Source organism: Roseateles sp. (assembly GCF_039929605.1).
GTDB lineage: Bacteria > Pseudomonadota > Gammaproteobacteria > Burkholderiales > Burkholderiaceae_C > Pelomonas.
In genome coordinates, this window is record NZ_JBDSQX010000042.1 from 50,288 (window position 1) to 71,319 (window position 21,032).

General features: G+C 58.1%; 17 protein-coding genes and 1 pseudogene. 6 read left to right on the plus strand and 12 right to left on the minus strand.

Features of this window, described 5'->3' with window-relative positions:
* Position 1: 1 nt before the first annotated feature.
* Together ABIS05_RS05995 and ABIS05_RS06000 are read right to left on the minus strand one after the other, a co-directional pair.
* A complete protein-coding gene (locus ABIS05_RS05995; protein WP_348009691.1) occupies positions 2-1,522 on the minus strand; it encodes a DEAD/DEAH box helicase in 1,521 nt (506 codons plus the stop codon).
* A gap of 38 nt (positions 1,523-1,560) precedes the next feature.
* Positions 1,561-2,652: a glycosyltransferase gene (locus ABIS05_RS06000; RefSeq protein ID WP_348009692.1), complete on the minus strand. Its 1,092-nt coding sequence runs from the start codon at positions 2,650-2,652 to the stop codon at positions 1,561-1,563.
* 120 nt (positions 2,653-2,772) lie between these two features.
* Between ABIS05_RS06000 and ABIS05_RS06005 the strand changes: the two genes are divergently transcribed.
* The 6 genes and pseudogenes from ABIS05_RS06005 to ABIS05_RS06030 form a co-directional block, all read left to right on the plus strand.
* A complete protein-coding gene (locus tag ABIS05_RS06005; protein ID WP_348009693.1) occupies positions 2,773-4,638 on the plus strand; it encodes an SLBB domain-containing protein in 1,866 nt (621 codons plus the stop codon).
* Positions 4,639-4,693: 55 nt separating this feature from the next.
* Complete coding sequence (locus ABIS05_RS06010; RefSeq protein ID WP_348009694.1) at positions 4,694-5,788, plus strand: lipopolysaccharide biosynthesis protein; 1,095 nt, start codon at positions 4,694-4,696, stop codon at positions 5,786-5,788.
* Positions 5,789-6,000: 212 nt separating this feature from the next.
* Positions 6,001-7,248 (plus strand): hypothetical protein, encoded by a 1,248-nt coding sequence (locus ABIS05_RS06015; protein WP_348063224.1) that lies wholly within the window; start codon positions 6,001-6,003, stop codon positions 7,246-7,248.
* A complete protein-coding gene (locus ABIS05_RS06020) occupies positions 7,245-8,297 on the plus strand; it encodes a glycosyltransferase (protein WP_348009696.1) in 1,053 nt (350 codons plus the stop codon). Before ABIS05_RS06015 ends, ABIS05_RS06020 begins: the two co-directional genes overlap by 4 nt.
* Positions 8,298-8,306: 9 nt before the next feature.
* Positions 8,307-9,035 (plus strand): glycosyltransferase family 2 protein, encoded by a 729-nt coding sequence (locus ABIS05_RS06025; RefSeq protein ID WP_348009697.1) that lies wholly within the window; start codon positions 8,307-8,309, stop codon positions 9,033-9,035.
* Positions 9,036-9,446: 411 nt separating this feature from the next.
* Positions 9,447-10,186, plus strand: a pseudogene (locus ABIS05_RS06030) (IS3 family transposase); the annotation flags it as partial.
* A gap of 142 nt (positions 10,187-10,328) precedes the next feature.
* Here the strand turns inward: ABIS05_RS06030 and ABIS05_RS06035 are convergent.
* The 10 genes from ABIS05_RS06035 to ABIS05_RS06080 form a co-directional block, all read right to left on the minus strand.
* The gene (locus ABIS05_RS06035) at positions 10,329-11,900 is read right to left on the minus strand and encodes an IS5 family transposase (RefSeq protein ID WP_348009698.1); all 1,572 of its coding nucleotides are present in this window, start codon (positions 11,898-11,900) and stop codon (positions 10,329-10,331) included.
* A 19-nt stretch (positions 11,901-11,919) separates the two neighbouring features.
* Entirely contained in the window at positions 11,920-13,575 is a 1,656-nt protein-coding gene (gene tnpC, locus ABIS05_RS06040; RefSeq protein WP_348063225.1) for an IS66 family transposase, read from the minus strand.
* A gap of 101 nt (positions 13,576-13,676) precedes the next feature.
* Positions 13,677-14,030 carry an IS66 family insertion sequence element accessory protein TnpB gene (tnpB, locus tag ABIS05_RS06045; protein WP_348009700.1) on the minus strand — a complete coding sequence of 118 codons (354 nt, stop codon included), beginning with the start codon at positions 14,028-14,030 and terminating at the stop codon, positions 13,677-13,679.
* A gap of 7 nt (positions 14,031-14,037) precedes the next feature.
* A complete protein-coding gene (locus tag ABIS05_RS06050; RefSeq protein WP_348009701.1) occupies positions 14,038-14,520 on the minus strand; it encodes a transposase in 483 nt (160 codons plus the stop codon).
* Between the two features lie 430 nt (positions 14,521-14,950).
* On the minus strand, positions 14,951-15,877 hold the full coding sequence (locus tag ABIS05_RS06055) for a glycosyltransferase (RefSeq protein WP_348009702.1): 927 nt from the start codon (positions 15,875-15,877) through the stop codon (positions 14,951-14,953).
* A 5-nt stretch (positions 15,878-15,882) separates the two neighbouring features.
* Complete coding sequence (locus ABIS05_RS06060) at positions 15,883-16,809, minus strand: glycosyltransferase family 2 protein (RefSeq protein WP_348009703.1); 927 nt, start codon at positions 16,807-16,809, stop codon at positions 15,883-15,885.
* 42 nt (positions 16,810-16,851) lie between these two features.
* The gene (gene wzx, locus ABIS05_RS06065) at positions 16,852-18,237 is read right to left on the minus strand and encodes an O-unit flippase-like protein (protein ID WP_348009704.1); all 1,386 of its coding nucleotides are present in this window, start codon (positions 18,235-18,237) and stop codon (positions 16,852-16,854) included.
* A 7-nt stretch (positions 18,238-18,244) separates the two neighbouring features.
* Positions 18,245-19,633, minus strand: a complete 1,389-nt coding sequence (locus tag ABIS05_RS06070; RefSeq protein WP_348009705.1) for an FAD-dependent oxidoreductase — start codon at positions 19,631-19,633, stop codon at positions 18,245-18,247.
* Positions 19,630-20,496 carry an NAD-dependent epimerase/dehydratase family protein gene (locus tag ABIS05_RS06075; protein ID WP_348009706.1) on the minus strand — a complete coding sequence of 289 codons (867 nt, stop codon included), beginning with the start codon at positions 20,494-20,496 and terminating at the stop codon, positions 19,630-19,632. Before ABIS05_RS06075 ends, ABIS05_RS06070 begins: the two co-directional genes overlap by 4 nt.
* A gap of 2 nt (positions 20,497-20,498) precedes the next feature.
* Complete coding sequence (locus ABIS05_RS06080) at positions 20,499-21,032, minus strand: dTDP-4-dehydrorhamnose 3,5-epimerase family protein (protein ID WP_348009707.1); 534 nt, start codon at positions 21,030-21,032, stop codon at positions 20,499-20,501.

Sequence of the window (21,032 nt, forward strand, 5' to 3'; positions counted from 1 at the left end):
TTTAAGACTCTGCTTCGGTTTCAGCTTCAGCCGGCTTCTTGGCGCCGAACAGCGCCGCGACCTGCTTCTTGGGCTTGATGTAGCTGGACAGGCCCTTGGCCGGCGTGGCCGCCTTGGCCTTCTCCCAGGCGGGCGGCTCGTCGCGCGAGCTCGACTCGTAGGGTTTGTTGAAGAACGGGTCGGCGGATTGCGCCGGCGTGCGCATGGCGGGGCTGGTCGTGCGAGCGGGGCGGTCATCACGCTCAGCACGTGCGGGCCGCTCTGCGCCCTCCTGGCGCGCCGGTGCATCCTCGCGCGGACGGCGCTCGAAACGCGGCTTCTCGCTTTCGAGCTCGAAGGGATCGAGGTCGATCTTGCGCTTGATGAGCTTCTCGATGTCCGCCACCAACCGCGCATCCGACTTGGTCACCAGCGTCACCGCCAGGCCCGACGCACCCGCGCGGCCCGTGCGGCCGATGCGGTGAACGTAATCCTCGGCGTTGAAAGGCACGTCGAAATTGAAGACTGCTGGCAGGTCGGCGATGTCCAGGCCGCGAGCCGCGACGTCGGTCGCCACCAGCAGATCAACATCACCGCGCTTGAAGGCGTCGAGCGACTTCAGCCGCTCGTCCTGCGACTTGTCGCCATGCAGCGCCGAGGTGCGCAGGCCGTCGCGTTCGAAGGTGCGGGCAAGGCGGGCCGCGCCCAGCTTGGAGTTCACGAAGATGATGGCCTGCGTGATCGCGCGATCTTTCAGGATCTGCCTCACCACCGCCCGCTTGTCGTCGTCCGTGACGCTGATGAAGCGCTGTTCGACGTTGGTCGCGGTCTGGTTGGGCCGGGCCGTCTCGACCAGGATGGGGTCCTGCAGATAGCTCTGCGCCAGCCGCTTGATCTCGGGCGAGAAAGTCGCCGAGAACAGCAGCGTCTGACGCGCCTTGGGCAGATAGCTGAGGATGCGCTGCAGGTCCGGCAGGAAGCCGATGTCGAGCATGCGGTCCGCCTCGTCGAGCACGACGTACTCGACCTGGTTGAGCACGCAGTTCTTGGCCTCGATGTGGTCGAGCAGCCGGCCGGGCGTGGCGATCAACACCTCGACGCCGGCTTTGAGCGCGGCCGTCTGCGGCTTCATGTCGATGCCACCGAAGACGACGACCGAGCGCAGCTGCGTGTGCTTCGCGTACTTTTTGACGTTCTCGGCGACCTGGTCAGCCAGCTCCCGCGTCGGCGCCAACACGAGGGCGCGCACCGGATGCCGGGCAGGCGACACGCTCGCGGTCTCGTGCTTGAGCATGCGCTGCAGCAACGGGATGGAGAAGGCCGCCGTCTTGCCGGTGCCGGTCTGGGCCGCGCCCATGACGTCACGCCCTTCAAGCACGATCGGGATCGCCTTCGCCTGGATGGGCGTCATCGTCAGGTAGCCGGAATCGGTCACGGCGCGGATCAGCTTGGGATCCAGGGGAAGGGTGTCGAAACGGGCCGGCGGGGCGGTTTCGATGTCCCCAATGTCGGGCTGTTCCGACGGTGATGCGTTTTCACTCATAGCCGACGATTATCGCCGGCCTGCCTCTTGCGCGTGTTTCAGCGGTTCACGACCAGCCATTTGGGGGTCTTGAAGCGAACGATGCGTCGGTAGAGCACGACATAGGTGACGCCGAACAGCACCATGCACGCGGCGATCAGCGGGGTGGAGTTCCAGAAGGCCAGCGCGGGCACGAGGGAGGACACGCAGAGCATCCACAGGTAGGGTGCCGTCATGGAGTTGCGGCGCGTCATAGCGCGGGCGTCGCGCGCACCGATAGCCCAACGCATCAGGCGGCGGTAGATCAGCGAGTGAAGATGAATGCCGTCTGGTAGCCCCGTCGGCACCGAGCGAATGACTTTTCGGCGGTACATCGAGAACAGCGTCTCGAACACTGGGTAGACGCAGACCATCAGCGGGAACAGCGGCGACACCTCCGCGTTGCGGGCAATCAACAGGATGCCGATCTCGGCAAGGTAGAACCCGAGGAAGTAGGCGCCGCCGTCGCCCAGGAAGATCAGGCCGGAGGGGAAGTTCCAGACGAAGAATCCCAGAGCTGCGCCCACGCCTGCCAAAGCCCACAAGGCCACGGGAACGTCACCCACCTGGTAGGCCACATAGGCGAAGACAAGCAGCATCAGGCTGACACACATGGACGAGAGGCCGTTGAAGCCGTCGATGATGTTGACTGAGTTGGCGACGCCGGCGACGGTGAGGATGGTGGCGAACCAGGCTCCGACGGCGGTAGACACCAACCAATCCAGGCCTGGAACATCCGTCTTCGTAATCGAGGCGCCGAGCAACCAGATGCCCAGGGCGGCCGAGACCGCGGTGGCCAACAAGCGCTTAGCGGGAGAAACCCTCTTGGTCAGATCCTCCACCAATCCGGCCAGGAACGCTGGCAGGCCACAAATGACAAGCAAGGCGCCCAGCGTCCAATCGGCATGCTTGACCATCGCAGCAACGCCTACACAACACAGGATGCCGGCGAACATTCCTGCCCCGCCGATACGGGGCACAGGTGTGGCATGAAATTTCTGCGGGCCAGACAGATCGGCGTCGGCCGAAAGGTGGGCGTGGCTGCGCGAGGAACGAATAACCAGAAGGGTCACCAACACAGCCACAAAGAACGACACGAGAAGATAGAGCATTCGCTGAAGTTTACCGAGCGGGACGTGAACGTACGTCAACAGCCGGCCATCTAGAATCCGCCTCCTTTCACGAGGCGCTTTGCAACGCAAGGCTTGCCGCTCCCGCCGATCAACCGACTGGTGACACATTTGCGCTGGCATCCTCTTACAGCCCTTCTGACCGTAGCCCTTCTTGCCGGCTCTGCTCCCGTACTAGCGGCTCTCGATAGCACTGATTCGGACAATCAAAGTCAGAATTCGAGCAGCGCCGGCCCGATTAAGCTCGGATCAACGCCATCACGAGTTCAACCATCGGCGGAAGACTTGGGGCGCTCCGGCCTTGGCGAAGATGGACTCGTCAACGCAAAGCCGACCATCCCTAGCGAGTTCGAAATCTACGTCAGCGGACTCGCTGGCATTCCCATCCAGAGGATGGGTAGTGACCTGATGCTGCCGACTCGCAGTTTCGCGTCAGTAGAAGCAAACCGCCAAGTGCCGCCCGACTATGTGGTGGGACTTGGTGATGAGATTCAGCTAACTATCTGGGGCTCGGTTGATGCGGACCTGCGCATGACGGTCGATCGCGCGGGGCGCGTCGTGATTCCACGCGTAGGTCCCGTTGTGGTTGCGGGGCTACGCTATGCCGATTTGAACGAACTGCTTACTCGTCGCGTCGGGCAGGTGTTCAAGAATTTTCAACTCAGCGCAACGCTTGGTCGCCTGCGCAGCATCCGATATTACGTAACCGGCTTCGTGGCTCGTGCAGGCGCGTACAGCGTCAGCAGCCTTGCGACAGTCATGACGGGTCTTGTACAAGCGGGAGGTCCCTCCGCAGCCGGCAGCTTTCGAAACATTGAGCTGCGGCGCAATGGGAAGGCTGTCGGAGCGTTTGACCTTTACGACCTGCTAGTCGGTGGGGACAAGAAGGGTGACTTGCCTTTGCAGGCGGACGATGTCCTTTACGTGGGGCCGATCGGCGCACAAGTGGCGCTGATCGGGAGCGTCAATCGTCCGGCAATCGTTGAACTGAAGGGTAATGAGACTGTTAACGACGCTATTCGCTATGTTGGCGGACTGTCCACAGTCGCTGATTTGCGTCGCGTGGCAATAGAAAGATTGAGCGAGCGAAATGATCGACGAGTCGTGGAGCTAATCCTGCCAGTTGATGGAGCCCAGCGACTTAGCAGCGGTGACGTGATTCGCGCGTTTAACAGCGTTTCCGCAGCACTGCCGCAGGCAAAACAATTCAAGCGCATTCGAGTCGAAGGCGAGGTGGCAAGACCCGGTGACTATGTAATGTCACCAAACAGCACGTTGAGCGATGCAGTTCAAGCCGCAGGCGGCGTCACGCGCGATGCATACTTTTTCGGAACCGACTTTTCCCGTGAGAGTGTGCGCCGAGTCCAGGAAGCTCAGTATGAGCGCGCGCTCAGAGATTTGGAAACCGACTTCACCCGCAACACGTCGACGCACAAGGTAAGCAATGCAGAAGACGCAGCCGCAGCAGTGCAAAACCAGGCCGGTACAACGCGGCTGATAGATCGGCTGCGTGCTACTCGCCCCACAGGGCGCGTCGTCTTGGATTTGACTGATGCAGCTCGAGAACTGCCCGCGCTCCCTGTTGAAGACGGCGACCGTCTGTACATCCCGGCTCGCCCTAACACGGTGGGCGTCTTCGGAAGCGTCTTTAATGCCGGGAGCTATTTTCTCAAACCGGGCAACTCGATCGAAGACATCGTCAAGGTCGCTGGCGGCCCAACACGCGGTGCTGATACAGGCAGCATGTTTGTGCTTCGCGCCAACGGCAGCGTCATAAGCACACGACAGTCAACGAGCGGCTGGTTCGGGGGGAACGCACTCGCTAGTCTTAGCGCATTACCCGGCGACACCGTATTTGTTCCGGAAGAGCTTAACAAGACGACGTTCATACAAGAAGCCAAAGATTGGACGCAGATCCTCTATCAGTTCGGGATTGGTGCAGCCGCGCTGAAGACGATTAAGAATTGAAAACCTCAATAAAGCTTGTATTCCTGACGCTGAGCCGGCAACGCCGCATTTCTAAATGATTGATCTAAATCCAGATGCACGCATGCCGAACTCCGCCGAGCCATTCCGCAAGCTGCTTCCACGTTGGCGCCTTCTCGTTGCTGCACCGCTGATCGCTGCGGGCGCCGCTTTCGGCATTAGCTATCTGATTGCCCCAACATTCACCGCGCGAACCACATTCATCCCTCCGCAGCAACAGCAAAGCTCTGCTGCGGCGGCGCTGAATTCATTGGGTGCCCTGTCAAGCTTGGCCGGCAGTGCTGCAGGCATCAAAAACCTTGGCGACCAACTAGTCTCTTTGTTGGCAAGTGCCAACGTTGAAGATCGAATCATCGACAAGTTCAAGTTGATGGAGGTCTATGACGCGAGATTTCGGGTAGACGCGCGCCGCGAGCTTGAACAGAACGTGCGCGCGAATCTCGGCAAGCGTGATGGCCTAATCACTATCGATGTCGACGCCAAGTCGCCGGAGCTCGCAGCAGATATCGCGAACCAATTTGTACTAGAACTTCAACGCCTCACATCCGACATCGCGCTGACCGAGGCGCAGCAACGACGTGTGTTTTTCGAGGCAGAACTCAAGAGTACCAAGCAGCGCCTTGGTGTCGCACAACGCGCACTGCAAGCCAGCGGGTTCAACTCTGGCGATTTGAAGGCGGAACCCAAAGCGGCTGCGGAAGATTTCGCACGGCTGAAAGCCGAAGAAACTGCCGCGCAGGTTCGCCTGCAAGTGCTCCGTCGATCATTAACCGAATCTTCTGCGGAAGTTCAGCGACAGAGCGCGATGGCGCAAGCTCTTAAGGCGCAAGTTGCTCGACTTGAACGCACTGGAAGGACCGCGGGCAATGCAGACTATGTGACCACCTATCGAGAATACAAGTATCAAGAGGCACTTTTTGACCTTTTCGCCAAGCAGTATGAAATGGCGAGACTTGACGAAAGCCGTGATAGCTTAGCTATTCAGATAGTCGACAAAGCTACGCCCCCTGAGCGAAAAAGCAAGCCCCGTCGTTTGATGTTCGCTTTGGCGGGCGCAGGTGGCGCCTTCTTCATCTTGGTGGGATGTCTGTTATTAGGCATTGGGGCGACAACACGTCCGGTTATCACCTAGTGATTGGCCAAAGACCCGATGAGGCTAAAGGTTCTAGAGCCACACAAAGTCCGACGGACTTCCGCTTCAAGGCGTTATGAGACGCGAGCGACTTTCCGCAACAGCCCGCAAAATCCAAACAATCTAATATGACGTCATCCGCGTCATCCCCGTCCTCTGACCCCAATGAACCGTCCGGCGGCGTCCGTGCAGCGCTTCTGACCGGAGTACTTTTGCTCCCGATCGATTACCTAATGCCTACGGCGGAAGCATTCCGTGAAGCGGGCGCAAAGCCTTCGATTGTTGCCTTTAGCATTGCGGCGTTAATATCTTGGTATCGCCGCCGCCGAGCGGAGCGGATGTTAATTGACGACGGGCAGCGAGAACTCTGGTTGCTGCTTCTGTGTGCGGGAGGGTTCGCTTTTTGCATCAACTTATTGATGGGTTGGTCCGACTTCGGACGCACAAAAAGTCCTACGGTTCAATTCATTACACAGGGGGCGTTACTTTCTCTCTTTTCGGCGGTCACCGTGGAGCTGAGCCATCTGTTCCGCGTCGAAGGAACACGGAAGTTTGTGATCCGGCTGTTCCCGTTTGTCGCTATTTTTCATCTAGCGCTATTCTTCCTGGAGGCTTCCGGCCTTATCACCGACGGGGCTGGCACCTTCCTCGGCTTTTTTCGGAGCGAAGGCGATGTAATTGAACGGCCAAGCGGATTGATGAGCGAGCCATCGTATTTTGGGGTATTTGCCGGAATGTTCGGCTTTGCGCTAATTTTCGACCGCTCTCAACACTGGGCCGTGCGATTCGTACTGCCCCTACTGATGTCTGCTGCAGCGCTTTGGATTAATGCGAAAACCATTGTCGCCGTTGTCGGCATACAGTTGCTGGGTGTACTTTGGAAAAATCGGCGCGACATACCAGTCGTTGCTCAGTCCGCTGTGTTGGGATCTTTTATCGCAGCCGCAGCGTTTTACATCACTTCGATGGCAGCGTTTGACCTAGAGGAGAACTTGAGCAGCGTCATGCGAATAGGTTCAACGATGCTGGGGCTTAACCTAGCTGCAGAAGGCTACGGATGGATCGGCGTTGGCACCGGTCAGTTCCATTTTCTTTACCGCGAGGCATTCGCGCCGGACTTTCTGATGTTTTCCAAAGAAGCACTCGATCAGATGGATCCCAGCGCCCTTGGGCGAGCGTCTGCCTACAACATTTTCGTGCGACTACTCGTTGAAGGAGGCCTTAGTTCATTGCTTGTCTTCCTAATCATAGTATGGCGCGCTCTAGTGAGCGCCACCAACTACGGCGGAGATCACGGCCGTTTCGCCTTCCTTTTGATTCTTGCCAGTCTTGGATTTCTTTTGACGCAAGACACTTACTTTTATCCGCCATTGTGTCTTGGACTTTCTCTGGCATTCTCGCTTAGTAGCTCGGAACGCGTGTCGAGCGAGAAGCGCTGCGAACTAATTCCGACACCATGACCGCAATACTGGTTGTCCCATCGCTAAAAATTAGTGGAGGTATCGGGGAAGCTTTGCGTCTGCTGTCCGATATCTCGAAGGCAGACGTCTTAGTGTTATCCATGTGGAGGAGCCCGCATCCGATGGAATCGCCGGCCCCTATTGAACATCTATCCTGCTGGAAACCCGTCGCGGCGCGGGCTCCCGCAGACTTGATTCCGCTCTTCGTTCGTTTCGCCAAGTGGCGGCGGCAGGAAAAAAAGCAAGACAAGAAGCTGTCGACATACATATTTACACACTATTCCACACTGCCTCTTGCGCTACTAGTACCAAAACAGAACCGCATTTTCTTCGTGCAGGGCATTGAATGGCGCTTCGTAAAGAATCCTGTCGTATCCTGGCTATTGAAACGGTTAATCCTCGCATCGTATCGATCTGGACGCATCATCACCGCAAATCAATTCTTGACGGCACAGATGCAAGACGCCGGGCTAACGGTTGCAAGTGAAATGCCAATATGGGCATCTTCAATCTTCAAGATGCATGCGCGCGAACATCGTGACATCGACTATGCGATGGTGCTGCGCAAAGGAGAAGTCAAAAGGCTAGATCTTTACCGGGACTTTCTAGCGCAGGCATTCGCGAACAAAAGAAACGTGTGCTTTATTACCCCAGAAGATGAAGTCGCCGCTGAATTCTCCAAGTTCACCACCAATGTACTGTTACGCCCGTCCGCAGAACAGATGCGGGATTTCTATGCCCGTAGCCGCTGTTTTATTCATCTGAGCGATCACGAAGGTTTTGGATTGCCTCCTCTCGAAGCAATGGGAGCTGGATGCGTACCTGTATGCAGAGATTCAGGTGGAATTCGGGCATTCCTTCAAGCGCCACTATCGAGCCTAATCTTCCCAAAAAGCCTGCCAGCGGATCAGTTCTTCGCCGAGGCAGAAAAATTGTTAAACGATGCGGAGCGGTTAAATCAGCTTTCCGAAGAGGTCAGGCAAGCTTTTGACATCGGTCTTGCGTCGAGTTTGAAGGCACGTGGCCGCCTGATTAACACACTCACCTGATTCTCGCTTATGTCTGTCAAGAGCACTCTTTCCTTATCGATTGTCAGCCACGGGCAGGGCCATCTGATTCGTCCCTTGCTTGCAGAACTAGCGGAGCGGCCGTCTTTTTGCCACGAACTTATTTTGACCCTCAACGTTCCGGAGGACGAGTCCTTCTTTGCGGACTTTGACGAACTGCCAATTCAAATTCTGCGGAATGAAAATCCAAAGGGCTTCGGTGCAAATCACAATGCTGCTTTCAAGCTGGTATCTGGCTCTCATTTCGTAGTTGTCAACCCGGACATTCGCCTCGATGGATTGCAACCTGGGCTGTTGCTCGAACAATTGAAAGATCCGCGTGTCGGCATTGCCGCGCCTGTGGTCTATTCGAGCACCGGCCAATTACAGGACAGCGCACGACGGTTTCCGACGTTGGCTAGGTTGCTCTCCCGACGTCTGACCGGTGACGTCGGCCCAGACTACCAAATCGGAATCATTCCAATCGATGTTGATTGGGTGGCCGGGATGTTTATGGTGTTTCGGACTTCAACGTATCACGAACTTCAGGGTTTTGATGAGCGCTACTTCATGTATTTCGAGGACGTGGATTTGTGTCGCCGATTGCACGGCAATGGCTATAGCGTAATGCTGGTTCCTAGTGCGCGCGTGATCCACGACGCGCAGCGCGCAAGTCGGCGCAAGTTCCGCCATTTTGTTTGGCATATAGCGAGTGCCGCCCGGTTTCTAGCGAAGATATAACGGTGGTGTAAGTCTCCAGCCCGGGCAGGTGGGACACGCGGGTTGCTCGGCAGTATCACTGCGGGCCCCAGGCCCTCGAGCTGCAGGCAGCGCCCGTTCAGACTCCATTCGTCGTTCTGCTCCAGCATCGTGGCGCCCACGAGCCCGCGTGATGGAGGCGTTGTTCGGGGAGATGCCAGGGCGATTGCATGAACGGGAAGGCAAATTTGGGCCCGCCAGACCGTGTTGCACCGTGGTATGTGTTCACGGGGTCCAGCCCCACGCTGGCAACTGCGCGATTCTCCAATCCAGATGAAGTTCGCATTGCAAGTCGTTGATTTCATGCCGACACTTGCACTGTGCAGACCCTCCCGCGTCAGAATAGTTGTCGCCTCCATAGATCAATCCAGGGGGCGGCGATGGAGGACGGATTTGGCTCGATACGGACAGGCATTCATGGACAAGGCGGTGGCGAGGTTGCTGCCGCCGGAGAGCGCGCCGCTGGAAGTGGTGTCGCGAGAAATGGGCGTCGGGGTGGGTACGCTGGAGCGGTGGCGCGACAAGGCGCAGTCCATGCCCGCCCGAGGGCGGGCATGGACTGCAGGCGCCCGGCTTGAGGCGGTGATCACCACGGCGGCGATGAGCGAGCCTGCCAAGAGCGCGTGGTGTCGCGAGCACGGGGTGTACCCGGCCGAACTGGACAAGTGGCGCGCGAGCTGCACCACCGCACTGGCTGACCCCGAAGACGCACGCGCCAGCCCGCAAGCAACGCGGGCGGACCGAAAGCGCATCAAGGAACTCGAGCGCGACCTGCTGCGCAAGGACCGGGCGCTGGCCGAGACGGCAGCGCTGCTGGTGCTGTCAAAAAAGTCGCGGCGATCTTCAACAAGGGCGAGGACGAATGATCGGCCTCGAAGATCGCCAGGCTCTGGCCCTGGACATCGAAGCAGCACATGCGGCCGGCGCGCGGCTGAAGCCGGCCTGCGAGACCGCCGGCATCGATGCACGCACCTTGCAACGTTGGAAGGTCACTGAAGGCCTCACAGCAGGCGATGGCAGGCCGCAGGCGGTTGCGGCCCACGCCTGGCCATGCCTTGAGCCCTGAGGAGCGTGCTGCGCTGCTGGCCGTGGCCAACGAGCCACGCTTCGCTTCGGTGCCGCCGGCGCGCATGTATGTGTTCACGGGGTAGCCCGTCCGTACCAGGTGGGCGATACCAGCCAGCGGCGAAGGGCGTTGAGCGTCAGCCGGTGGGCGCAGCCGGCACCGGCGAGGCATGAGGTATCAAGTCGGCCCTGCAAAATCACTTCGAGCGCTCACCGGCCCGTCTGAAGTGCGATCAGCGGGCGTCGCGGCGCTGGAATTCCAAGCCGCAGGCTGGCCCACATAGAGGTCAGCACGCCAGCCAAAGTCGTCAGCAGGCCCCATGCGCCGATTCGCCCATACCGTGCCCCTTCGGCGCACACCAAAAAAACCGCCTTCGCGGCCATGGCGGCCTGTGCCGCGATCGCCCGCAGCAGCCAGCGGATGTTGTAGCCCGCCGCGCAGCTCAGCGCGTGCAGCGCGTCGCCGATGGCGCCCTTGAGCCAGCAGCGATCCATGCGGTGGTCGCTCTTGAGGTGGCCGATGGCCGGCTCGATGGCCTGGCGCCGCTTGAGCCAGCGCCGCTGCAGCGCGGTCAGCGTCTTGAACTTGCCCCGGTGAATGATCTCCACGCCGGGGTTGTCGGCGTCCACGCCCCGGTAGCCCAGGTCCACGATGACTTGGCTGGGCTGGCGTGCCAGGTCTTGCAGCAGGTTGCGTGTTTGCTCCAGTTGCTGGGCCAGCGTGTGGCCGTCGAACGGGTTGCCGGGGAAGCTTCTCGCGCCCACCATCAGCCCGCTCTTGTGCGTGACGGCCAGGCTCACCTTGACGCCGAATTCGTAGGGCTTGCGAGCTTTGCCTTTGCCGATGCACTCGACCTCGGGGGCGTGGATGGCGTAGAGCTTGTTTTTGTCGTGGCGCTGCTGGGTGCGGATGCGCTCGGCGCGCTCCAACAAGGTGCTGAGCCGGCTCAGTGCGGCGGCGCTGGGTGGCGTCGTCGCCGGTGCACTGCCTGCCTGATTCTGGGCGATGCCCTGGGCTTGCGCATCCAGCTTGCGCTGCACCTCCCGCAGCACCACCCCGAGGATCGTGCGCTGGCGCTTCACGGCCTTGCGCAAGCGCTTGAACTGCTTGGCGTGGGCGTAGCCGCCGGCCTTGCGCCGCAAGGTCTTGCCTTCGGCAGCGAAGGTCTGCTTGAGCGCAATCCCCACCGCACGGGCGGCCTTGACCACCTGGTGGCGCGCGATCTCCAGCAGGCGGCTGTCCACGGGGTGTGCGATGGCCTTCTCTTGCACCGTGGAGTCCACGATCACGCGCTCCAGCTCGGCGGGCTTGATGGCCTTGATCTCAACCGCTGTCTCAATGGTGAACTTGAGCAGTTGCTCCAGACCTTGTTCGCCCAGGCCTGAGCGGAAGCGCCCGATCTGCGTGACATCACAGGGCAAGCGGGGCTCGTAGTACTCCATGCCGCTGAAGCACTGCCAGGGCACGTTCTCGCTCCAGCGCTGCACCAGCTCCTCGTCGCTGAGGTTGAAGGCGTTCTTCAGGTACAGCAGGCTGGCCATCAGGCGAATGGGCAGACGAGGCCGACCGGCGGGGCTGATGCCGCCACCGAATTCGACGGTGTGCTCGCCCAGCAGGTCTTGCGCGATCTCGCTGTCCGGCGTACGCGCCTTGCGCGCGAAGTGCGGTGCCAGGGCCTGCTCAATCAAGCCCCAGGGCAGTCGAGCGGCGAGCACCACCAGAGGGTGCCTGGGATCGACCATGGCGTCCAGTCGGGAGCGGAAAAAGTCCGGCGTGCTCATGGTCCAAATCCCCCAGAAATCAGCCTCCAGTGGATAACATTCCAGGGGAATTGACCATCCGTGAACGCCCGGAAACACCAGTGTTTATGCGGGTTGTGGGGCTTTTGCAGGGTCGACTATTGAGCTTGGCCGATTGCACCAGGCTCATGACGATGGCCGCCCGCTCGCCGGCCAGCTCGCTGCCCACGAACAGCCAGTTCTTGGCGCCCAGCTTCCAGGGCTTGATCTGCTGCCCAATGTGGTTGTTGTCGATGGGCACGGCCCCGTCGTCCAGGTGCAGCGTCAGCGCGCTCCAGTGGTTCAGGCTGTAGTTGATGGCTTCGCCGATGGCGCCGCCGCTCACGCGCCCGCGCTCCAATTCCAGCCACACGCGCAGTTCCTCCCACAGCGGCTTGCTCAGGCGCTGGCGGCCCTCGCGGCGGTCCTCGGCGCTCATGCCTGCGAAGTGGCTCTCGACGTGGTAGATCCGCGCCCAACGCTGCAGCGCTTGCAGCGCCACGGGACTGGCGCCGGCGTTGCGCGGGGTCAGCTCCTCGAACTTGCGCCTGGCATGCGCTGCACAGGCCGCAGCCGTGCGCCCGGGATGCAGGCTCGCATCGAGCACCGGGGCGTAGCCCGAGTACCGGTCGCACACCAGCGTGCCGCGCCAGGGCAGCCCCGCGCGCGGCGGGTCCAGGCCGGCGAGGAAGGCGATGGGGTACTGCGCGCCCCGACCGGCGCAGAAGTCGTAGATGACCCCCGGCTGCGGGTCGAGTTGGCTGCGTGCATAGGCCCAGATGAAGGCCTTCTTGGTCTTGCCCGCGCCGGGGTCAAGCAGCGGGATGGGCGTCTCATCGGCGTGTAGCACCGCAGCGCTCAGCACGAAGCGCTTGTGCGCTTCGTACAGCGGCTGCAGCGCCGCGCCACCGGCGCCGGCCCAGGCCGCCAGCGTCGAGCGCGGCGTGTGCACGCCCGCTCGCGCATTGATGGCCTCTTGCCGGTAGTACGGCAGGTGGTCGGCGAAGCGGCTGATCAGCGTGTGCGCCACCAGCCCGCTGGCCGGGATGCCACCGTCGATCACGTCGGGCTCGGCCGGCTCTTGCCGCAGCCGCCCCTGTCCACGTTGGCTGCAGCACCGGCACGCCCACTTGCCGTAGATGTGGCGATGCACGAAGAACTGCGCCGGGATGATGTCGAGCTTCTCGCTCACGTCCTCGCCCACGCGCTGCATCGGCGCACCGCACCCCTCGTTGGCGCAGGTGGTGTCGGCCGGCTCGTGGTGGTGTTCCACGCGCTGCAGGTGTTCGGGCAATGCCTGGCGGCGCGGCTGGCGCGGGGTGGCCTTCGGCGCATGGGGTGTCGGCGCCAGCTTGGCCTGCAACTCGGCCAGTTGCGCCTGCAGGGCGGCCTCGTCCTCGATCAGCGTCTGGGCGAACAGCGCGCGCTGCTGCGCCGTCATCGCCTCGGTCTTGGCGCCGAACTTCCAGCGCTTCAAGCGCGCCAGCTCGAGTTGGATCTTCTCCAGCCGCATGTCGCGCCAGGCGATCTCGCGGTCCCGGCGCTCGATCTCCTGATCCCGACGCTCGATCTCGCCGACCTGCTGCTCGATGCGCTGGCGCATCCGTGCGATCACCGCCGCCGCTTCGGCCGGCAGCCTGTGCTCGTCAATGGGGGGCAGGTCTTGCACGCCTTGCATGCGTGGCATGTTGCCGTTGGAGCCCGGCTCGCACCATTGGCGCAAGCACTCTTGCCGGCCTGGCTGCGGGCATGACTTTGCGCGCGAACTGAAGCGCAAACTTACGCACGGCGGATCACCTGCAGCTCAGGCAGCCGCTGCCACGGCAGCCCCACCACCAAGGCCTCGAACTGCTGCGCCGTCAGCTGCAGCGTCGCCGCCGCGCCGGCCGCGCCAACCTCGGGCGCACTCGTCCACGCGAAGCCGCCGTGATGCAGCCGCCGCGTGGCGCACCACACGCCGAAGCCGTCGTGCACCAGCAGCTTCAACCGCGTGGCCCGTGCGTTGGCGAACAGGTAACCGTGGTGGGCCTGCGCACAGCCCACGGTGTTGACCACTGCGGCCAGCAGCCGCTCGGCGCCTGCGCGCATGTCCTGGGGCTGCGTGCACAGCCACAGCGCATCGATGCGGATCATGGCTGGCTCATCCCTTGAACAGTGCGCTGGCCAGTTCGCTCAACCAGGCCGCGCAGCCCGGCGCGTGCGACGCCGGCCACCGCACGGCGACGTCGGCATCTCCGCAGCGCAGCTCGACACGGATTGCTGGCGCGTCGGGCTCGGCCGCGCCTGGCATGCCGGCTTCAACGCTCGGCTCATCGCCGCTGCCGGCCGCTGCCAGGCCCACCGGCACGAACCGCATCACCGGCAGCGGTGGCGCCGGCAGTGCCGCTGCAGCAGTCTCGCCCGCCCTCGATAGTGCCGCACAGGGCACACCACTTGGCACGACCAAGCCCGCGCGCTTGAGCCCTCTGCCCACCAGCCACTTGCGCACTAGGTTCGCGTTCACGCCGTGGGCCATCGCCACTGCAGCGACCGACGCCCCGGGCTCACGACACTGCGCCAGGACCTTCGCCTTGAAATCCGCCGCGTGCACTCGCCGCGCGCCTTGTTGAACATTGGGTTGCATAGGTGTCCACCAAAATCAGGTGGACGCCATGTTCACGCGATGGCGACCGGGGCGGAAGGTGGGGCCGCCGGACGCTCACTCTTGACGCGCGCCTGAGTCCAGGTTGACTCGCTCCTCCAGCAGCTCACGCGGTCGATCAACTGCGTGATGAGGGCGTGGCATTCGGGCACCTTCTGGGGCAGCTGCGCCATCGCTGCGTCCGGCGAGGATTGGCTGGCGGCACTTGGTGGCTTGGTCTGCACAGTGCAAGTGTCGGCATGAAATCAACGACTTGCAATGCGAACTTCATCTGGATTGGAGAATCGCGCAGCTGCCAGCGTGGGGCTAGACCCCGTGAACACATACCCTTGCCGGTCTCCCGGCGCTCCCGATCCAATATTGACCACGCGGCGTGCGGTTCAAATCTAGGACCGCTAGATCACCGCACCGCTCAAAACTTCCCCAGGATCACTGCCATCCAATTTATCCAATTGGTTGATGGATCCTTCCTAGTAATGTTTACCCGGTAGAATGAACAAATCCTGACAAATATACTCGCGCGGTGCACGGCCTTGAATTCATCGAGCAAGCGAATGATTTCCGTGGATGCATTGCTCAAAACCAAATCGGTGGAATCAATTATTTGCCGATTGGTTCGCTTGAGCTTGCCGCGCAAAATCCAGTCCCTAAGAAGGGTCAGTCTCCCCAGAGCACCTGCTCTAACGCCGGACTGGTTCGCAGAATGAATTCTGTAACGCACACCTGGAAATGGATCATATACCACACTCCCATCAAACATCAAGACATATATAAATGTAAGCCAATCGTGACCTAGTGGCTCAATACGATTTAAAGACGGAGGAAAAATACGCCTAGCGGCCTCGTTGAAAACAATGGTATTCCCCGTAGAAATACAATATCCCAAAGCATGGCGAAGCTGAATCGACTCTACTGGCGGCCTCTTCTCTAAGCCTATGCAAACAGCATTCTCGTCGACGAGCAACGTGGCACTGCAATATGCAAACGGAATTTCGCCATCCACTTTTTGGTAGCGTTCAATTGCTTTCTCGATCCTTGCGGGCTCCCAAATATCATCTTGATCTGCAAAAGCGTAAAGATCAAATCCTTTGGCTCTGTCTATAAGACTGTAGAAATTTCGCTCAAGCCCGCTTCTCGGACCGTCAACTATCTCAATAGTCCCTGGATACCTCGCTTGATGCTCAACCAAGATCGATTTGGTCAGATCTTGAGAGCCATCATCAGAAACCAATATTTTAATATTTTCAACCGTCTGTCCAATAATGGACTCCAACTGCTCCAGCAGATATGCCTGACCATTGAAAGTCGCCATCAATACGCAAACAGAGAATCCATTCATAACGTTCATCCAAAGACGCAATATATTTTTTTGGCAAGCATCTTGAATGGCACCGACAGGTAGTCGCTCCACTTAAAGTATTTACGGTATTTGCGTAAATAAACAAGGGCCGATATGAAGGACAGCTTACGACTCGAATACCTTTCCGCGATTACGTATCCCAACGTCAATCTCATATAACGATTTAGAGGGCCGGAGTAGTCAACAGCAATTCCACGATTGCTGTAAGCCGACCTTAAAATTCTCCTGTAAGTCTTATAAATGTCGTCAACCGCGAACTTCGCCGTGACGTTGTCGGCATGAATATTGTACTTGCAGACAACGCGACCTTCTATAACAGCCCATCCGTCAATCTTTATGAAATCCGCCAAAAGCCCCATATCAATGGCAGTCGGATAATAATTCCTGTAACCAAAACGTCTCAAAGAATCGACTCTAAAGAGAGTGGCGCTGGGAAGAGCAGTGAACTCACTCAGAAGTATTCGCTGCATTAACTCTTGGCAAGTCAAGAGCTGGCAATCGCTGGGAATTGGCTTGGAAACGCTCGAGCTCCCAATGATCGCAACGATCTCAGAGCTCAACGAATGCCTTTCCGCGCGTTGCAGAGCCGCGACAAGCGTGGAAATCCCATCGACTTCTAACTCGTCATCGTCCGACAACATCAAGCAATACGACCCTCGAGCTCTACTTGCTAAAAAGTTCCAATTGCCGATCAAACCAATATTCGTCGTCTGCCTATGCAACGCAATCTCACAGCTGGACGAAATCGACGCCAAATAAATATCCGTTCCATCCTCGCTCGCATTATCAGATACAACGATTTCAATACGACAATAGTCCTGCCCAATTGCACTCTCGATTGCACGCTCCAAACGCGCAACGCGATTATAAGTCGGTATCAAAATTGACACCAAAGGCAAATCTTCTGTCATCTTCCAGTACAGCTTAATTAATCGGAGAATCGCATACCGAGATTAGGAGCGATATTTCTTCGCCCTATCGACCAACAGCGAGAACCCCTGTTTCAGCAAACGAGAATAGGTGGTATTCAGCATACTGCAGGCCGCTCGCGGCCACACCCAGTTGTTAAATGACAGCTGAGACATGCCCACCACCATCACTAAGCCAAGGACGCCAAAATGTGGCGCGACAATCCATGAGCCGATGACAATCATCAATCCCGTAACAAGCGCCGCGGTTACAAATGGCACTTTGTTCGAAATAGTCAACAAGTTGGCGCAGTTTCCATGATTGAGCTCAAAGAGAAATATTAAAGACATTGCCAGCAGAATCCAGGTGTCCGGAAGTATTAGGTTTCCTTTGATTTGCGCCAAAGCAAATGGGCCGATCGTAACGAATCCTGCAGCGCCTACAATGAACATTACTATTCCGAGCGCCAATGCAGCTGCAAACATATCCTCGGCCTCCCTACGCTGCTGTCTGGCCCACAATGTATTCAATACCGGCAATTTCATGCTGAATGGAACGCCTGCCAGCGACTGCAAAAAGGTTAACACCTGGACCGAAAAGCTATAGCCAGCAGCGGGGACGACGCCAATTGTAAGACCAGCAATCAATAGATTGGCGCGCGTAATGAGAAACGCCCCGAGCATTACGAGGCCATACCGACCCGAATTATGCCAAAGCACGCGCACCAACGCATTGATATCCGAGGCGAGCGGGCCGATTGCATGCGCGCACTGCAACTCCGCTCTTACATGGCGATAGCAAATAGCCCTGCCAACAATCGCAGATCCCAAAGCGCCCAGTGCGAGGCATGCAAGTCCGCCACCAGCCACTAGCGCACCAATAGATACCGCCAGCTGCAATCCCCTGGTCAATACCAAGGTTTGGTTATAGAAATTGACGTCTCCGTGACCAAGAATCATGGAGTTCGTATATCCGAACCATAGCGAAATGACACAGCCTGAGGAATAAATTAACCACGCCGTCAAAACGCCATCTGCAGGAGTTCCAGGAGGGAGTACATTTAATAGATAGAGCGTCCCACCACCCCATAAAGTGGCCGCAGAAAGTGCGCCTACGATATAGTATATTTTTCGAGAAGAAAATATCAACTGCGCAAGTAGCGGGTGATTAACTGGACCGTGAGATTCGTCTAAGCCGACCGCACGCAGGGACTGGGCGCCCGCATAGACGTACGAGAAGCTTCGCGCAAGCGTTGGATTGAAGCCAAGCTCAAGCAATTGGCCTACGCCGGCCATAACGACGAAATTCAACCAGATTGCAGTTTCTTCGGCGCCGAGATACCTCGAAGAAACGGGAATAACAATGGCCCACAATGCTGCATTGGCGACGTTGGCCGAAATAGCCCAAATAAATCCAGTCCGCGCCTTCATCCGGAAGCTATTTTTGCAGCGAGTTCGCTAGCTGACGACCTCGCATCACACAGTCGTCTGACCAGAAATATTTCCACTGCCCAAAACGTCCAGCCATTGACAATGATGCTGCACTCCGATTGCGTTCTACGGCATTCCCTCGTGTCCAATCGGTTAAAGGGTGGGTATCGTCCTGCTCTCTAACGAGTCCGTATTTCGCTAACCATTGCCAAATCTCGTCCAGTGCAGCCTTGGTGTCGTGAAGAAAAATAACGTTTGCCCACGGAGCAATCGAAGTTGTGATATTGCCCTGCCCGCTCACGACCTGCGCAAGCGTTTCCGATGGCAAGACCCCCATCTCAACCAATTCCTCATGCACTCGCGCGCCTATTGAAGAAGGATCCGTCAACAGAGGCTTATATCTGCTGAAATAGACTTCCGCCTGCACACCAGTCCAACCTGGGCCAGGAGCGTTATTTTTCGCCAATTTATCTGTAAAACTCAGGCGCGTGGATATCTTATCTTCGTCATAAACGTAGATCCAATGCTCTGGGCGTGGGGAGACACCATGTACACCAACATTCACCATCAACAATTGAGTGCAGCTAAGCGCACGAGCCGCGTCACGAACATTAAGCGGGACGTTTATGCAGGCGTTGATGAAATCCGGCAACGGTATGGTATTTATCAAAGCCTGATATTTCATACACTCGCCGTCAGCAAGCCAAACCGAGCGCTGATCAAGATCGACGCGTACAACCCGACTTCCAAATCGAATTCGAGCATCTTTCGCCATACTCTTTGCAAATGACTGGTAGCCACCGCGTCGAGGATAGCGAACGGTATTTATGTAATGCGTTGAATGTGGCATTGGACCTTTCGATCCGGCGAGAACCGCGTCTACATCGGGCTTAAGGACTCGTCCACCCAACCAATCTGTAGACAGAGCTGCCGGCTCAACCGTCCAATATTTCCTGGTATACGCTGCCGGGAAAGTTTTCGCGAAAGTACTTCCGAATGCGGCGTCAAGCCACTGCGCATAGTTAATTGGATCGGGCTCCCCCGCAAGACTGCGGGAGTGCAAGAAGGACTGTAAACACTCAGTACGCAGCGGCTCGGGCACCTGAAAGAGAGCCGTCTGCGCTGGGTGATTGATCCAGGTGCCCTGAAAATAGTTCGAAACACAGACGGGAAATTCTTCAAACTCTCCCCCCACTGCTTGAACGAAGAGCTCTCTAACATATTCGTGCTTGGTAAAGGAGACGTGTGGTCCCTGATCCCAAGTGAACCCACTTTGGCGCAGACTTGACGCATGCCCAAAGGCTGAAGCGCCCTGCTCCAGAACAAGCCAGCCCTCGTGCCCAAGGTGATATGAGCAACTGAGCCCCGCAAGGCCCGCACCGATAATTATATTCACGGCTGGGGCCTTGATTGGGGATGCAAATCGTCCATCAAGGCGGCAAATCGCATGGGCTCCGAAGCTCGGTACGGGACCGCGCCTATCAGCAGGCGGCCTCGAGCGTCCAAACGACGCCACCATAGTTCAGCGAACTTGTGCAGCGGTACGGGGAATCCGGATGCCACGTTCCTTACATTGGGAATTCCAGCGAGGACCGTGGTCGATGACGCCGCATCCAAGAATGCCTGCGCAACTTCCGCCACCGGCACAAAGTCGCGAACCTGCTCGCCGGTCGTCATCGGAAAGTCTTCGCCAGCGAGCGCTGCCTTTTTCAATGAGGGGAAAAAATTTGATTGATTCTGCCCATCTCCAAAAGCAGAAAAGATGCGGAGATAGCAAAGTTCAAGCTGATATTGCGCTGCCAGTGCAATCGCGAGCATGTAGCTTGCGGCTTTTGAGGCCGCGTAGGCATTCGTAGGCTCAAGCGGCGCGTCAACGGGCAGATTTTCAAATCTGTCCGCGCTTCGACCGTATTCCGCGAATGACCCCGCCAATATCACACGTCGTATACCAGCAGCGGCGGCAGACTCGAGAAGCCGCGCTGTGCATTCCACATTCCAACGCACTAGTTCGCTCACAGTGGCTCGTTGAGGGCTGACGCCAACAGACGCCAAATGCAAGAGAACGTCATGGCCCGCAAGATCCTGTGCTTCCACTTCATCCAGCGGGCGTTCCAACCAGCTTACCGAACAGAAGTCAAAAGGGATCCGACACTGAGATCCAGGGCGACGAACGGCGGTAATCTGATGGCCTCGGAGTTGCGCCAGCTTTAATACGTGACTTCCGATAAAGCCGGTTCCACCAGTAACGAACATTTTCATGGCTAGAACGCCGATTGATATTCAAAAAATGATGGATGACTTACATCTCGCTTGGATATCGTGGGCGAATTGATACCCCAATCAAAACCAAAGCTATCCCACTTCACCCCAGCATCATGACTAGGGGCGTGTTGTGTGCTCGTTTTGTAGATCATCAAACTATGTTCTTCCAACGATTTGAATCCATGAGCCACGCCACTTGGAATAAAAATCAGATGCGGCCGCGCAGCCTCAAGGACGATTGATGCCGCACGGCCATAATCGGCGCCTGGCCGCAAATCTAGAAGCACATCCAGGACGGCACCGGCGGCACAATAGACTATCTTGTCATGGTGGTGCGGGGGAGTCTGAAAATGCATTCCTCGAATCACCCCCTTTTTCGAAAAGGAATAGAACTCCTCTCGAAAATCAAATTCCAGTCCATTGTCACCGAATGCTGAACGGCTGTAAGTCTTGACAAACGACCCCCGATCGTCATCAAAACGATCTAGTAGGACAACACGTACGCCGCTGAGCAATGGCTGAAGGAATTCCAT

Excerpts from the sequence above, each read along its gene's own strand:
- ABIS05_RS06025 (WP_348009697.1), top strand. The coding sequence starts at position 8,307 with ATGTCTGTCAAGAGCACTCTTTCCTTATCGATTGTCAGCCACGGGCAG.
- ABIS05_RS06050 (WP_348009701.1), bottom strand. The coding sequence starts at position 14,520 with ATGCAACCCAATGTTCAACAAGGCGCGCGGCGAGTGCACGCGGCGGAT.
- wzx (WP_348009704.1), bottom strand. The coding sequence starts at position 18,237 with ATGAAGGCGCGGACTGGATTTATTTGGGCTATTTCGGCCAACGTCGCC.
- ABIS05_RS06055 (WP_348009702.1), bottom strand. The coding sequence starts at position 15,877 with ATGAATGGATTCTCTGTTTGCGTATTGATGGCGACTTTCAATGGTCAG.
- tnpB (WP_348009700.1), bottom strand. The coding sequence starts at position 14,030 with ATGATCCGCATCGATGCGCTGTGGCTGTGCACGCAGCCCCAGGACATG.
- ABIS05_RS06060 (WP_348009703.1), bottom strand. The coding sequence starts at position 16,809 with ATGACAGAAGATTTGCCTTTGGTGTCAATTTTGATACCGACTTATAAT.
- ABIS05_RS06020 (WP_348009696.1), top strand. The coding sequence starts at position 7,245 with ATGACCGCAATACTGGTTGTCCCATCGCTAAAAATTAGTGGAGGTATC.
- ABIS05_RS06075 (WP_348009706.1), bottom strand. The coding sequence starts at position 20,496 with ATGAAAATGTTCGTTACTGGTGGAACCGGCTTTATCGGAAGTCACGTA.
- ABIS05_RS06035 (WP_348009698.1), bottom strand. The coding sequence starts at position 11,900 with ATGAGCACGCCGGACTTTTTCCGCTCCCGACTGGACGCCATGGTCGAT.
- ABIS05_RS06080 (WP_348009707.1), bottom strand. The coding sequence starts at position 21,032 with ATGGAATTCCTTCAGCCATTGCTCAGCGGCGTACGTGTTGTCCTACTA.
- ABIS05_RS05995 (WP_348009691.1), bottom strand. The coding sequence starts at position 1,522 with ATGAGTGAAAACGCATCACCGTCGGAACAGCCCGACATTGGGGACATC.
- ABIS05_RS06010 (WP_348009694.1), top strand. The coding sequence starts at position 4,694 with ATGATTGATCTAAATCCAGATGCACGCATGCCGAACTCCGCCGAGCCA.
- ABIS05_RS06000 (WP_348009692.1), bottom strand. The coding sequence starts at position 2,652 with ATGCTCTATCTTCTCGTGTCGTTCTTTGTGGCTGTGTTGGTGACCCTT.
- tnpC (WP_348063225.1), bottom strand. The coding sequence starts at position 13,575 with ATGCAAGGCGTGCAAGACCTGCCCCCCATTGACGAGCACAGGCTGCCG.